At 40.2% G+C, this 14,727-nt stretch carries 8 protein-coding genes; 5 read left to right on the top strand and 3 right to left on the bottom strand.

Translation table 11 applies throughout. The features are described from left to right. Positions 1–18: 18 nt before the first annotated feature. Genes FW778_RS05020 through FW778_RS05010 form a run of 3 tightly spaced genes read right to left on the bottom strand, consistent with a single transcriptional unit; the run spans position 19 to position 5,443 of the window. A complete protein-coding gene (locus FW778_RS05020; RefSeq protein ID WP_150413510.1) occupies positions 19–423 on the bottom strand; it encodes a hypothetical protein in 405 nt (134 codons plus the stop codon). Positions 424–459: 36 nt separating this feature from the next. Beyond that, positions 460–2,322 (bottom strand): RagB/SusD family nutrient uptake outer membrane protein, encoded by a 1,863-nt coding sequence (locus tag FW778_RS05015; protein WP_150413509.1) that lies wholly within the window; start codon positions 2,320–2,322, stop codon positions 460–462. 13 nt (positions 2,323–2,335) lie between these two features. Next, positions 2,336–5,443 (bottom strand): SusC/RagA family TonB-linked outer membrane protein, encoded by a 3,108-nt coding sequence (locus FW778_RS05010; RefSeq protein WP_150413508.1) that lies wholly within the window; start codon positions 5,441–5,443, stop codon positions 2,336–2,338. 298 nt (positions 5,444–5,741) lie between these two features. Here FW778_RS05010 and FW778_RS05005 point away from each other — a divergent pair, with 298 nt between their 5' ends. The 5 genes from FW778_RS05005 (at position 5,742) to kduI (ending at position 14,721) form a co-directional block, all read left to right on the top strand. Further along, complete coding sequence (locus FW778_RS05005) at positions 5,742–6,932, top strand: alginate lyase family protein (RefSeq protein WP_150413507.1); 1,191 nt, start codon at positions 5,742–5,744, stop codon at positions 6,930–6,932. 472 nt (positions 6,933–7,404) lie between these two features. Further along, on the top strand, positions 7,405–9,360 hold the full coding sequence (locus FW778_RS05000; protein WP_150413506.1) for a heparinase II/III domain-containing protein: 1,956 nt from the start codon (positions 7,405–7,407) through the stop codon (positions 9,358–9,360). Between the two features lie 62 nt (positions 9,361–9,422). Continuing rightward, a complete protein-coding gene (locus tag FW778_RS04995; protein ID WP_150413505.1) occupies positions 9,423–11,303 on the top strand; it encodes a heparinase II/III domain-containing protein in 1,881 nt (626 codons plus the stop codon). 313 nt (positions 11,304–11,616) lie between these two features. Continuing rightward, positions 11,617–13,776: a polysaccharide lyase family 8 super-sandwich domain-containing protein gene (locus FW778_RS04990; RefSeq protein WP_150413504.1), complete on the top strand. Its 2,160-nt coding sequence runs from the start codon at positions 11,617–11,619 to the stop codon at positions 13,774–13,776. A gap of 102 nt (positions 13,777–13,878) precedes the next feature. Further along, positions 13,879–14,721 carry a 5-dehydro-4-deoxy-D-glucuronate isomerase gene (gene kduI, locus FW778_RS04985; protein WP_150413503.1) on the top strand — a complete coding sequence of 281 codons (843 nt, stop codon included), beginning with the start codon at positions 13,879–13,881 and terminating at the stop codon, positions 14,719–14,721. Positions 14,722–14,727: the final 6 nt, after the last annotated feature.

Raw genomic sequence — 14,727 nt, 5'->3', positions numbered from 1 at the left:
TAATATTAATAATCATTATTATGGTTGAACACTGATAATAACACTATAAGTCTTTTTCACATTACGATCTCCGGAAATTACCGTCCATTTTTTATGGTTAAGTGTATCGGAAAAATCTGTTAACCCGGTGATCTTTGGATCAAGTTTGCAATCCTGGGCAAGCGTGAATTGAGGATATAAATTTTTAAGGTCGGCTCCGAATTGCACAGTTACTTTTACAGTCTGCTCGGTAGTATCAATAACTGGAGCGCCAACACGTACGCTTACAAAATCGGTTCCCAGCAGTTCGAAATTGCTTACATAACAATCTCTGCGTGTTGTAATGAGTAATCCATCTTCATCTACCGGTGCATGTTTCTTACAGGAAGTCCAGGTGACGGTTGCTAACAGAATTGCTAATGCTATCGTTATATTTTTTTTCATCTTTTCTAAATTATTTGTTGGTTATGATAACAAAATTTATCTCCATGGAATATTTTGTGTCAGATTAGGATTCTTATCCCGTTCGCTTGGAGGTATGCGAAAAATGTAATCTTGTTGATATTCAAGTTCAGAAGTGTTCTGAAAATATCGTTGTTGATTGGCTCCCCAAGTATCAATACGCCATACACCAGGGCTCCCCGGAGGTCCCCAAACTCTCTCGAGTGCCCTCCATCGCCGAAGATCAAAAGAACGTTGACCTTCCCCGATAAGTTCTACAATTCTTTCCTGTTCAATAGCATTGAAAAAATCCTGGTAGCCGCCAGTTTTAGATGCGTCCAAAGGCGGCAAATTGCCCCTATGGCGTACTTTGTTTACAAGATCGATGGCGTCAGCTTGCGGCCCGTTTATTTCATTGGTTGCTTCGGCATACATTAGGTAAACGTCTGCCAACCGTATAACAGGCCATGCGAAATCTCCATCGCTACGCCCCTGCCCGGCATAATTCCGTACAAATTTTCTAAACACATATCCAGAATTACATCCGTCCGTATTGTACGTAAGGTAATTAACGCCCCCAATATTCACCCTGCCGGCCCATGTCTTATAAATAAATGGTACAAAACCTGTAGATACTTGTGAGGCGCTCCCAATACTTACTTCATAATCCCATTCTAGGGTTGATTTCATCCGGTAATCGCGATCTGCATAACTATTAGGATTAACCGCTGAACCCGGTGTGGTCCTTGCTACATTTCCAGTGGCCGGAACGGTAGGGTTCATGGGAATCAATGGCGAAACAAAGTCACCTGTAACTGTTGACTGATATCTATCGGCTATCTCATATCGTGGAGATACCCAGCATTGCGAGCCTTCATGGGAACGACCTGCAAAGTCGCGCATCAATTCTTCGCCCTGACCTGTGCCAGTACCACCATGTGTAAACACCATAAGCATTTCAGAATTACCATTAGCCTTGGGCGTAAATAACGTATAGTAGTTGGGTAACACATCGGCCTTGCCCAATGCATCAATCTGTCCCGGATCGCCACCCATATACAGAGTGACGCCATAATTATTTATGACAGAATCAAAATCAGCGGCAGCAGCAGTAAAGGCTGTAGTAGCCTCTGCAGCGCTGGAATTAAATCCCTCTAGCTCGGGCCAACCGTTTTTGTTCCAGGAACCCCAGTATAATTCGAGTTTCCCGCGCAAGGCAAGGGCTGCTACTTTCGAGGCCCTCCCCAATGCCGAAGCAGTGGTCGGAAGTGTATTGAAAGCATAGGTATAATCGGCGAGGATGGAATCTTTAATCTGGGCGATTGGTGTTCGTGGCAAAGAGTTCACATCAGCGTCTTTATTAGGCGAAATGGTGTAATAAGGAACATCACCCCACATGCAAATTAATCTGAAATAAACCAGTCCACGGAGCAAACGTGCTTCTCCCTGGATTGTTTGCAGTACGTTTGAAGTAGCAAGTGAACCACCCGATGCCTGCATTTTTGTAACGTTGTCAATCACATAGTTTGCACGATCAACGGCACCATAAAGATCACGGAACATCTTATCAAATGAAGCACCGTATCCGGTCGGGTTATAGTTGCCTCCATTGTATGCGTCCCCTTTCTGTAGATTGCCGGACGTTGTGCTTGTTCCCCTGCATCTGAAATATTCAGACTGGCCATCGAAATAGTAATCCCGATCGAAACAAGGCCTTACTGCCGCATATAGTCCTAAAAGCCCTGACGTAGCATCTGACTCTGTCTTCCAGAAAGTTGAAGGTGATGGATTGGTTGTAGGTGTTTGATCGAGCAGACCTTTACGGCACGATATCGGCAGGACGGCGCCAACAGCGAATGCCATCATAATGCATATTGGTGAAATGAGTTTTATCTTTTTCATATCTATAGCAATTTTAGAAACTGAGCTGAACAGCGAGTGAATAGGCTTTATTAAGTGGATAAAGATTGTTGTTGTTCCCTGCTTTTTCCGGATCAAGACCACGGTAAGAAGTAATGGTTAACAAATTCTCAGCAGATCCCGCAATGCGGAAATTAGTGACACCTATCTTTTTGAATAACGGTTTAGGAAATGTATACCCAAGTTGCAGATTTTTTAATCGTAGATAACTCATATCATCTAGCCAGAAAGTAGTCTGGGCCGTATTATTGCCACTCCCTCCAATACGTGGCCATTCACCGTCCCGATTTTCAACAGACCAGGGGTTTGTTACATCCTGCTGGTTAACTGCATAACGCGAAGTACTGAAATTTACATTGTTAAACGCGTTTAGCCAGAAATCTTTACGACCACTTGTCCCGGTCCATAACATGCCAATGTCTATACCTTTCCAGGACGCATATGCATTCAACGTATAACTGGTAGTTGGCCTGTTACGCGAAGCCTGCAATGCTTTTTCGTCATTGCCATCAATTCTCCCGTCACCATTTAGGTCTTTGCGAAGCAAATCACCTGGTTGTGCACCCTGTGGCGTATTTTTATAAATATCAGCCCATGTTTGGGCAATGCCATTATCTACATAAGTATATACATAATCATAGGGCATATCGATAAACACGGTATTGCCGCTGTAGGTCGCACCTCGAGTCAGCAGCTGACTCCATTTTTCCAACCTGGTCTTGTTATAAGACCCGTTTACGCTTACCCCATAATTAACAGCGCCTATGCGATCTCTCCATGCCATTGTAAGCTCTGCGCCACGATTGCGCATATTACCGATATTGGTATTGGGAGCGCTGAATGCACCTGTCAAGAGGATTGATAATTGCGAACCTTGTATGATGCCTTTTGTTAAACGATCATAATAATCCATTTCAAAAGTCAACCTGTTGTTGAGAAATCCAAGTTCCAATCCCAGATCAAATACATTAGTAGATTCCCAGGATAAACTTTGGTTGATCAATTTGTTGTTTACAAGGCCAATGACCCCCGTTCCCCCTATCATATAATTATTGGCTGTCAGTGTAGTCTGCTGTTCATATCGGCCTACCCCACTGTTGTTGCCTAAGCCGCCATATGAAGCGCGGAGCTTACCACTCGACAAAAACTTGCTTAGAAAGGGCTTCAAAAATTCTTCTTCGGTGAAACGCCAACCCACAGCACCGGAGCCGAAATATCCATACCGCTGGCCCGGAACAAATTTGGAAGAACCGTCCACACGCATGTCACCTTCCAGTAAATACTTGTTATAAGCAGTATAGTTTACCCGGCCGATGTAAGACCGAAGCCCTTCGGCACTTGAACTACCACTGTTTGAATATACATTAGGAAGCGCTCCATCAATTTCTGTGATACCCGGTGCGAGGCGGTCATTCCTGGAAGCTCCAAGCGAGCGATCGTTCCAGTACTCTTCGCTGTATACGAACACCGCCGAGAGATCGTGATTACTTCCAAATTTGGTATGGTAATTTACGCGTGCATCCATTAAGGTTTTATAGCCATTTAAATTGGTATTGGAGACGGGAGCGTTCGGACCCACATACACACGGCTTCCATATGCATTTGTCTGGAAATTAAATGCCTGGGCCGGTGTAGGCGCACTCCAGTTAAACTGGTTATAATAAATCATATTATAGTCCAAACCAGCGGTGAGTCCTGTAATCGGCGTCCAATCCCAATAGGCAGTTGCGTTAACTTCCTGGCGGGTTTGATGATTGGGACTGTTTATATATTGCGAATAGGGATTATAGGCCTGTGGGTCTTCCCCATAAGCCATTACACCGCCAAATAAACCAGTTGCAGGATCATAAGGTGTAATGCCGGCAATGGCATATTGCATATCAAAACCTGCGGTATTGGTAGAAGCGGGATCTGTAAATCCTTCTTCAAGCGCATACGTGAAATTAGACCAGTTGCCATTAAACTTTACACCTGTATTCATATTACTTCGTAATTTATAGTCGAAGTTGAATCGCGCATTATACTGTTTGTAATCGTTCTTAATCTGAAGACCATTTTCAATTTTTGTACCTACTGAAACGAAGAAATTAGATTTGTCATTGCCGCCCGTAGCAGATACGTTATAATCCTGTAGTCTACCATCCCGCATAATAATATTCCACCAGTCTGTATTGGGATAGCTCAGTGGATCGATCATTCCGAGCGCCATCCATTGATCAATGGTGCCATTTTTATAGAGCTGGTTGGAGGGAAGTGTGTTGGTAGCAGATCGGCGCTGTTCTATAGTTAAAGCGAGCGGGTAATTCGCCAGGAAGTCGATACCCTTTGTAGGTGTTTCAAGTGCGGTATTGGAACTGAAATTCAACACGGTTTTATTCATTCCTTTACCAGATTTTGTAGTAATTAATATTACGCCATTGGCCGCCCTTGAACCATATACCGAAGCAGATGAAGCGTCTTTCAATACTGAGACAGTCTCAATATCATTTACATTTACTCTATTTATATCAACGTCCGGTATTCCGTCAACAACAATCAGCGGGGAACTGTTATTGGGCGTTCCCAAACCACGGATCAGAAGTGATGCTCCATTCCTGCCTGCCATCCCGCTCGATTGAGTAGCTGCCAGGCCTGGTACTAAGCCCGTAAGCCCTTCCGAAATATTTGGCAGAGCCCTGCCGGTAATCTTACTGTCAACATTTACTGTACCTACAGAACCCAGGAGATTTACTTTCTTTTGTGTTCCGTAGCCGACCACAACAACTTCGGCCATACCCCCGTTTTCGGGTTTCATACTGATATTGTAAACACTCTTGTTACCAACAGAAATATTAACCGTTTCATAATTGACAGAAGTAAAAACAAGCGTCGAACCAGTTGAAGCGTTCAACTGGTAGTGGCCTTTTGCATCGGTCGCCGTTCCGCCGGTGCCATTTTTAATAACCACTGAAATGTTTGATAATGGATTCCCCGATTCATCTGTTACAGTTCCTGAAATCGTCTTCGTTTGGGCTAAGGACAATAGCGGTATGAAGATTAACACACAGATCAGTTTCGAAGCAAATAAGGGAATTTTTATTCTTTCAAAATTAGTTAGTAACATAAGCAATCGTTTTGTAGTATAAAAAAGGAGGACAAAACGAACCTACTAAAAAAACCTTAAATCATTTTCATATTGGAAAGAAATATTCACGAAATCGTTGTCGCAATAATAAGTTTTGTATTGATAATTATCGTCAACAAAAAAGCGCAAATTTATATCGGCAAATCTTTGATTACAAAGTTTATACAAGGCATATATTGAATAAAACAACTTTAGATTTTGCTGCCAACTAATAAGGTTCTCGCTTCTATAATTATAAATTATTTTAATAAATTTTAAAAACTTTAAAACCTGTAACATGGCAATTAGATTTTTGATGAACCTCTTTTTTATACTGACATTGATAGATGTAAGTGCACAACCAAACGTGTTTATCTTAAACGGAAGTCATTTGCAAACAATAAAAAATAAATTACAGCAACGCGATCAGGAAACGGTAATATTAGTTGATAAATTAAAAAAGCCGGCTGATGAATTACTTGACATGAAATTAATTTCTGTAACGGATAAAAGTTTCGTTCCTGCAAGCGGTAACAAACATGATTATATGAGCCTCGCCCCATATTTTTGGTATGACAGTACTAAACCTAACGGTTTACCCTACATGAGAAAAGATGGCGAACGCAATCCTGAAATCTATAAAATTACTGATCATAAATATTTATCAGATCTTGATAACGCTACACAGATTTTATCGCTTGCGTATTATTTAACCGGAGAAGAAAAATATGCCGGTAAAGCAGCTTCTTTGTTGAAACACTGGTTCTTTGATAAAGATTTTAAGATGAACCCTAACCTCGACTATGCTCAAGCTATTCCCGGGAAAAATAATGGCCGAGGAATAGGCATTATTGAAACCCGCTCCCTTACCGGTATCGCTGACGCGGCCGGACTTCTTGCTAACTCAAAAGCGTGGACAAATTCAGACACGAAATCATTACAAGATTGGTATGCTCAATTTTTAAACTGGATGCTTACAAGTAAAAATGGCAATGACGAGCACACTGCACAAAACAATCACGGGACATGGTTTCTGGTTCAGGCCATAGATTATGCATTATTCACAGGGAATAAATCGGAAGCACTCAAATTATCGGAGGAGGGAAGAGACGAAATTGATAGGCAAATAACGAGTGAAGGAAAAATGCCATTAGAACTTGAAAGAACAAATGCTCTTGGGTATAGTACTTTCAACCTGGATGCACTATTTACGCTTGCGTCGCTTGCAGAAAAGTCGGGTGTAGATCTTTGGCATTATAAGAATGTGAACGGCACAGGATTACAAACTATTCTCGATTGGATAATACCTTATGCTCTGGATGAAAAAAAATGGGATTACAAGCAAATAGTTAAATACAATAATGTTGAATTATATCCACTGCTGATTACCGCCGCTGATAAATTTAAACAACCGTCGTATCGTACTGAAACAAATAGCATTACACCGCCTGACAACAATGTGCTCATTCATTTGCTTTTTGAAGACTGATCCTACGTAAATTTTTATTCGGATGAGATGATATCGCAGTCATTCGGTAGCCGACCAAACTATTATAAAAGTTTTGGGCATGCGCCATCCGACAACGTTTTCGTAAATAAATATGATTTTACGGAAGTTGTTTTTGAATATTCTCCATATTCTTGTAACAGTTTATGATTGCTGTTTAAATGATTGCTAACGACTAAGCATAGCCGAAATTTGGAAAAACCGAAAGGGTAAATGATTGTATAATGGCTTTAAAAAAGTTTATTTCTTACTGGAATTTTTATTTTCGATTATGCCATAAGTTAGTTCATATAATAAGGCTAATAATATTCATTTTTCTTACGTCTATGTGATGTGAAGTAACTGAATAGGTGCGGATATATTGTGGTACCGATTTTTTGAGTTTGGCGTAAATTTTTTAAACCCATATTACTTTTTAAATCTTCAAGAATAGAGATTATTAACAACAAATTTTATGAGAAATTATTTTCGACGCTTTTATACCTACTTTATTTTTTTAGTTACTATTTCGGGGGCATTAAGCACAAAAGCGCAGATCACTCACCGCGATCTTTTACCAGAGTTTATACAGCCCCTGACTCAATCTCTTATTCCACAGAAAGAATTTAAACCATTTCCTCAAACACCAGGCGGGTGGAAAAGGATATTACCAGATTCCATAATAGCGCATATCATCACGAATGGCGAGAAGGCATTGAAAGAAGATTTTCAAGAGATACCTGCCACAGTAATGCTGGAATTTATACGCAATAATAATCGCACAAATTATGAGAAAATTTCTTTTCAAAAGCGAAATCAACTTTGGGACATGGTGATGGCCGAATCAATGGAAGGAAAAGGAAGATTTATAGATCAGATAGTAAATGGAATATGGTCGATCTGTGAAGAAAGTTTTTGGGGGATAAGCGCTCATGTGGGTATTCAAAAAGCAGGAGCGGGACTTCCCGATGTAGAAGACCCGATAGTGGATCTGTTCTCTGCAGAAACCGGCGCTGTGTTGGCCTGGACCGATTACTTCGTGGGCCCTAAATTAGATGCCGTTTCCAAATTGTTGCGCCCACGAATAAGCTATGAAATTAACAGGAGAATATTAACGCCAATGCTCACTGCAAAATATGGATGGATGGGCGGCGATAATCCCGACGCTAAACTAAATAACTGGGCGCCATGGATTGCATCCAATTATATAACTGCTGATTTGTTAATAGAAAAAGATGAAGCTAAAAGAACCCATGCATTGAACATTGCTGTCAGAATTATTAATCAATATATAAACGGACTGGGTGCTGACGGCGGTTGTGATGAAGGCCCCGGTTATTGGAATGCGGCCGGAGCAAGTGTATATGATGCATTGAATTTACTTTATGATGCCACAGGCCGCAAATACGACATCTATAAGGACCCTTTTATTGAAAAGATGGGAGCATATATTTATAAGACCCACATTGCCGGCAAGTATTTTATTAATGTTGCCGATGCTCATCCTGAGATAGAAGCAAACGGATTGCTGATCTACAGGTTTGGCAAAGATGTGAATAATAAAGATATGATGAACATGGGCTCATGGGCTTTTCATACTTATGGAAATAATGGCCTTGGCCTGGAAGGTTTCCAGCGCCCACGAAGTCTTTATAACCTTAAGGCAATAAAAGAATGTGCAGCTTATCCGTATAAAGAAGATCTTGCAACAGATGTTTGGTACAGCGATGTGCAATTAATGGCAGCCCGTTCCGGCAATAGGGTTTTCGTTGCTTCCCATGCAGGCAACAATGGAGAAAGCCACAACCATAATGATGTTGGAGATTTTATGGTGTATGTAAATGGTTACCCCGTAATTATTGACATAGGATCAGGAACTTATACGGCCAGAACATTCTCAAAACAGAGGTACAAACTTTGGTTCAATACATCGCCTTACCATAATTTACCCACAATTAATAATGTGGAACAAAAAGAGGGACGCCAACATGCAGCTTCGGATGTGAGCTATCAGCAAACAAAAAATACGTCGCAATTAAGCATGAATATTAAAGATGCTTATCCTGCGGATGCAGGTATTATGAGTTGGAAACGCCGCGTAAAAATGGATAAGAAGAAAGGAGTAGTGGAAGTTAATGATAGTTATGCAATGGTTTCGCATCTCAACAATCTTACTCAAACTTTAATGTCTGTATGTGATGCAGATATTACCACGCCAGGAAAAATTGTTTTCAATCTGCCTGATCAAACAAGAGTTTATTTAGACTATAATGCCACTTTCTGGAATATCAGTGAAGAAAAAATGGCCCTTGTAACACCGGAGGATGAGGGTTTAAAGCACTCCTGGGATGGCAGGGATATTTGGCGCATATTATTGACGGCTAAAGATCACAGTCTTAATCATTCAATTACATATAAAATTCATAAATAAAAAATGACATCTGAATCATGTACATTTCATTTCGATATATTCAAAACTAATAATCTTAATAAATGAGAAATAATATTGTTTTCCTGGCTTTCATTAGTTTCATATTTATTTCAAAAATACAAGCCCAGGAACATGTAAAAAGTGGTGATGAAATGGTTAAACTCAACAATCCAATTACGGTTCAGTACATTAAGTCCAAATTAAAAAAATCGTCTCCCCGCCTGATTCTTACGCCGGCTATTGAGATAAATCTTAAAAAGAAAATTAAAATTGATCCCCTGGTAAAAAACTATTATGAGGCTATAAAACTGAATGCGGCGGATATTCTTACGAAGCCGTTGCTTACACGAACATTAATTGGGCGAAGATTACTGGCGACTTCCCGGGAAATGTTATACAGGATGACTATTCTGTCAATGGTTTACCGGATGGAAAAAGACCCTAAAATACTGAAACGAATCAATGATGAGTTAATAGCAGTCTGCAATTTTTCCGACTGGCATCCTGCACACTTTCTAGATGTTGCCGAATTGTCTTTGGCAGTAGCAATCGCCGTAGATTGGACGGGTAATGCATTACCTAAAGCCACCGTTGAACTGGCGAAGAATTCACTTATAGAAAAAGGAATAAAACCAAGCTTTAATGAAAACCAGCAGCCATCATGGGTTACAGCGCCTCATAACTGGAACCAGGTTTGTAATGGCGGCATGATTGCCGCGGCAATTGTTATTGCTGATAAAAATCCTGAGCTGGCAGCTAAAACAATCAGCCGTGCATTGGAAGGAATGCCCAATGCTTTAAAACAATACAGCCCTGATGGCGTTTATCCTGAAGGAGCCACTTACTGGGGATATGGCACCAGCTTTTCTGTTACCACTTCATCTATGTTAGAAAGTGCTTTTGGAACTGATTTTGGAATCGCTAATTATCCTTCCTTTATTGAAAGCGCCAATTTCAGGCTGCTAAGCGTTGCGCCTTCTGGTTGGTATTTCAATTTTTCTGATTGCGGTGATAAACCGGGCAACGATGGAGACGTTACCTTGGCCTGGTTCGCTAAAGAGACCGGCAACCCGATTTACCTCGAGAAAGAAAAATTTATGCAATCACCGCCGGCCATGGGCAAGTTGCCTCGCCTGGCAGGCCCCGGATTGATATGGCTGTCAGAGTTTCAACCTAAAGATTCTACCGATCTCCCTCTAGCCTGGAAAGGCGACGGCCCAAATCCTGTTGTTATATTTCGGGGAAAGAAAGACGATCCGGAAAATTATTATTTTGGAGGTAAGGGAGGAAGCGCTTCCAATAATCATGGAAATATGGATGCCGGGAGTTTTGTTTTTGAACTTAACGGCGTGAGATGGGTGGTTGATCCCGGCACACAAGACTACAACGATTTGGAACACGCAGGATTTAACTTGTGGGACATGTGCCAGAATTGTCAGCGATGGACGCTTTTGACGAAAGGTAATTTCGGGCATAGTACGCTCACAATCGATGATGCCTTGTTCAATGTAAAAGGCTATGCTCCCATTGTTGATTTTAGAGCAGGCAATAATCCTGAAGCTTCAATAGACATGTCGCAAATTTATGAGGGACATTTGAAAGCTGCTCATCGAAAATTTATTAAAGACAGTGATCATTCAATAACAATTGAAGACCAGTTGCAACTGGGTGATTCGACAAAATTGCTTACCTGGGCTATTATGACAACGGCTGAAGTGATTCCCTCCGCGGATGGCGCAATCCTTAAACAGGATGGCAAACAACTGGCTCTTAAAATTCTTTCACCGGATAATGTGAGAGTGTCAACCATCATGATGGATCCGCCACCTTTGAAATTAGATAAGAAGATTGAAAACCTTAAAAGAGTGGAGATTCGAATTCCGGCTTACATTTTCCCGGATAAAAAAGGAACCATCAAGGTGCGGCTGTCATCTTTGGAATGATGAGAGTCGCAAAATGTGTATGGCTAGTTTATTTTTTATTTGAATTTAGAAAGCGTTTAATCGTAGCCGTTATAAATAATCTCCTTCATCCATTAAATTATAATTAAAGAAAGAAATGCCCTCTGGTTGAATAAAATTTTAGGGTGAAAATTATAAAGTAAAATATTTAATTTTTATATAAGCGATAAAAGGTAATAATGAACCCGGTGAAGATAAAGCTTGAAAATACTATGCAGTAATTTTAGTTATGAAGAGAACAACAATAATTATAATAAGTAATATAATTTCAAATTATTAGCCAAAAACCTATATAGTGAAATATATAAAATATTACGTCGTGGTAATTATGGCAGGTATTACCGCTGCTTCTTTTGCACAGGATCAAACATTCTCAACGCTGAAAAGAAACATAGAAGATTATTATCTCATGAAGAAATCCGGGGATAATGATTTAAAAGCCATAGTGGAAAAACTGCACCGCGATACTGCGGCGTCCGACCAGGTAACACTCGAAGTTTATCAAAAGAAAAATGCTGATCAGCATTTGATAGATAAATATATCAACTCCATAAATGCCGACGGTTCATGGCCGGATATCAATTATAAAGACAATAAAAGATCGGGTTGGGATCCGGCAAAGCATGCTGAAAGAATTCTTTTTCTGACAAAACTTTATGAGGATCCTGATTCTAAATTATATAAAGACAAGAATTTAAGCATGGTAGTGCATAAAGCAATGGGGTTCTGGTTCCAGGCTAAATTAATCTGTCCTAACTGGTGGTATAATGAAATAGGCGGTCCCAAAACATTAGGTCCTGCTTTCGTTATGCTTAAAGATGAGCTTTCCGAATCTGAAATTAATGCTGCTGTCAATGTTTTAAACAAGGCGGGTTTCAGAATGACAGGACAAAATAAAGTATGGTTAGCCGGTAATGTTTTCTTTAAAGCGGTATTAACGAACGATACCAGGCTGGCGCAACAGGCTCGTGATACTATTGCTTCTGAAATTAAAATTAGTAATGAAGAAGGCATTCAGCCCGATTTCAGTTTTCATCAACATGGTCCCCAGCAGCAATTTGGCAATTATGGATTGGCTTTTATAACAGGAATGGCTTTTTGGGGCAGAACTTTTGACGGAACACCCTTTGCTTTTGATGAACAACAAAAAACCATTCTGCGGGAATTGTTTTACAATGGCTATAACTGGGTTAACTGGAAAGGCTATTTCGATGTCAATTCTTTAGGCCGCCAGTTTTTTAAAGGTGCTCAGTTAAATAAGGCTCTTGCGACAGGTTATGCCGCCGCGGATTTGATAGTAATTGATCCCGGACATAAGCAAATTTATCTCGATTTCATATCACGGAATTTCTCTCAGTCTGCAGAGCCTTTCTTCAATGGCGACAAGCATTTTTGGCGTTCAGACATGACGGTACATCGGTCGCCCGTTTGGTTTTCATCTATAAAAATGTCATCAGAAAGGGTCAAAGGTGCGGAAGCTCTAAATAGTGAAAACTTAAAAGGTTACTATGCTGCAGATGGGGTCACCTGTATTCTGGTAGATGGAAACGAATACAATAATATATTCCCGGTTTGGAACTGGCGAAAACTTCCGGGAGTTACCTGCTATCAAAGCGATGAACCTCTCAAAGTATTGACTATTGCGGGTTATAGAAATGATAATGACTTTACCGGGGGGCTTTCAAAAGGACCAAATGGCATTACGGCTTTTCACCTGGTAAGAGATTCCTTAACGGCTAAGAAGGCATGGTTTTTTATTGATAATGTAATGGTTTGCCTGGGCGCTGATATAACATCCAATAAGAGTGATTTGGTTTCTACTGCGTTAAATCAAACTTTTTTAAAAGGTGATGTTTATTATTTCGAGGGAAGCGTAAAGAAAATGTTACCGGAGTCGCAAATCAGCAGCAATACAGTACAATGGGTTTATCATAATGAAGTTGCTTATTATCCTTTACAGAAAATGAAGATTACGTTGTCGGACAAAACACAGTATGGTGACTGGAATGATATTGCTAAAATTTATCCCCCCGAAAATTGTTCTGCAGGAATGTTCAGCCTTGAAGCAGAACAGGGCAGGAGACCGCAGCATGAGTCCTACTCTTATATAATATTACCGGCAGTTACCTTAGATGACGTTACACATTACAAACCTTCTTTTACGGTGATGGAAAATAGTAGCGACGCACAAATTATAACTTCCAACGATAAGAAAATAAATATGTTTGTTATTTATAATCCAGCCCGGTTATCAATAGCAGGGCTTGGTGTAATAAGTTTCGACCAGGCAGGTTTATACATGTTTGAAAAAAATGGTAAAACATGGGTTGTGACTACAGCGGATCCTACTCATAAACTTAATGCGGTATCATTTACTCTTAATGGTAAAAAATACACTATTGAATTTCCCAAAAATGGCGATCTGGGAAGAGCTATTACAGAACAATTAAACTAATTGAAAAATAATTATAGGATACAATGGCTTTTTAAATAGATGCTTTGGAGGATTATGAAATTTAATTTTAATTATTAATAAACGAAAAAAACAAGTTTTAAAATGAGCGGAAATATTGAAAGCAGGAATGCATGCAGTCCTGCAGAAGTGTCAAGAATGAACACATCCGAATTGCGTGACAATTTTTTAGTCGAAAAAATTTTTAAAGAAGACACGGTGCAACTGACATTATCTTTTTATGACCGGTTTATCACCGGTGGCATAATGCCCGTTAATGAAGCAGTCGAACTTCCTAATCCTGGTAATCTGAAAGCTGATTATTTTTTAGAAAGGAGAGAACTTGGAATTATCAATGTAGGTGGTAAGGGTACTGTAGAAGCTGACGGCGAATCGTATACGCTGGATCTAAAAGAAGCATTATACATTGGGAAAGAAACCAGGAAGGTTACTTTCTCTTCTTCAGACAAATCAAATCCGGCAAAATTTTATGTTAATTCTGCGCCAGCCCATCAGAAATATCCTACTAAAAAGGTTACAAAAAAAGAAGCCGAAACGGTAACGTTAGGTTCTTTGGAAAACTCGAATCAAAGGACGATCAGCAAGCTATTAGTAGCGTCCGTAATAGGAACCTGTCAATTACAAATGGGTATGACTGAATTGAAAACAGGCAGCGTATGGAACACCATGCCTGCGCATACACATGACCGTAGGATGGAAGTATATTTCTATTTTGAAATTCCGGAAGGACAATCTGTTTGCCATTTTATGGGACAGCCGCAGGAATCAAGACATATCTGGATGCAAAATGAGCAAGCGGTAATATCGCCCCAATGGTCCATTCATGCGGGCGCAGGCACATCTAATTATACTTTTATCTGGGGCATGGCAGGTGAAAATTTGGATTATGGAGACATGGATGTATGCCCAGTAAAGGATTTGAAATGAGTAGGT

The sequence above is a fragment of the Ginsengibacter hankyongi genome (genome assembly GCF_008710285.1).
GTDB lineage: Bacteria > Bacteroidota > Bacteroidia > Chitinophagales > Chitinophagaceae > Ginsengibacter > Ginsengibacter hankyongi.
Note: the sequence above shows the minus strand (reverse complement) of the source record. Positions and strands in the feature narration are given on the sequence as shown.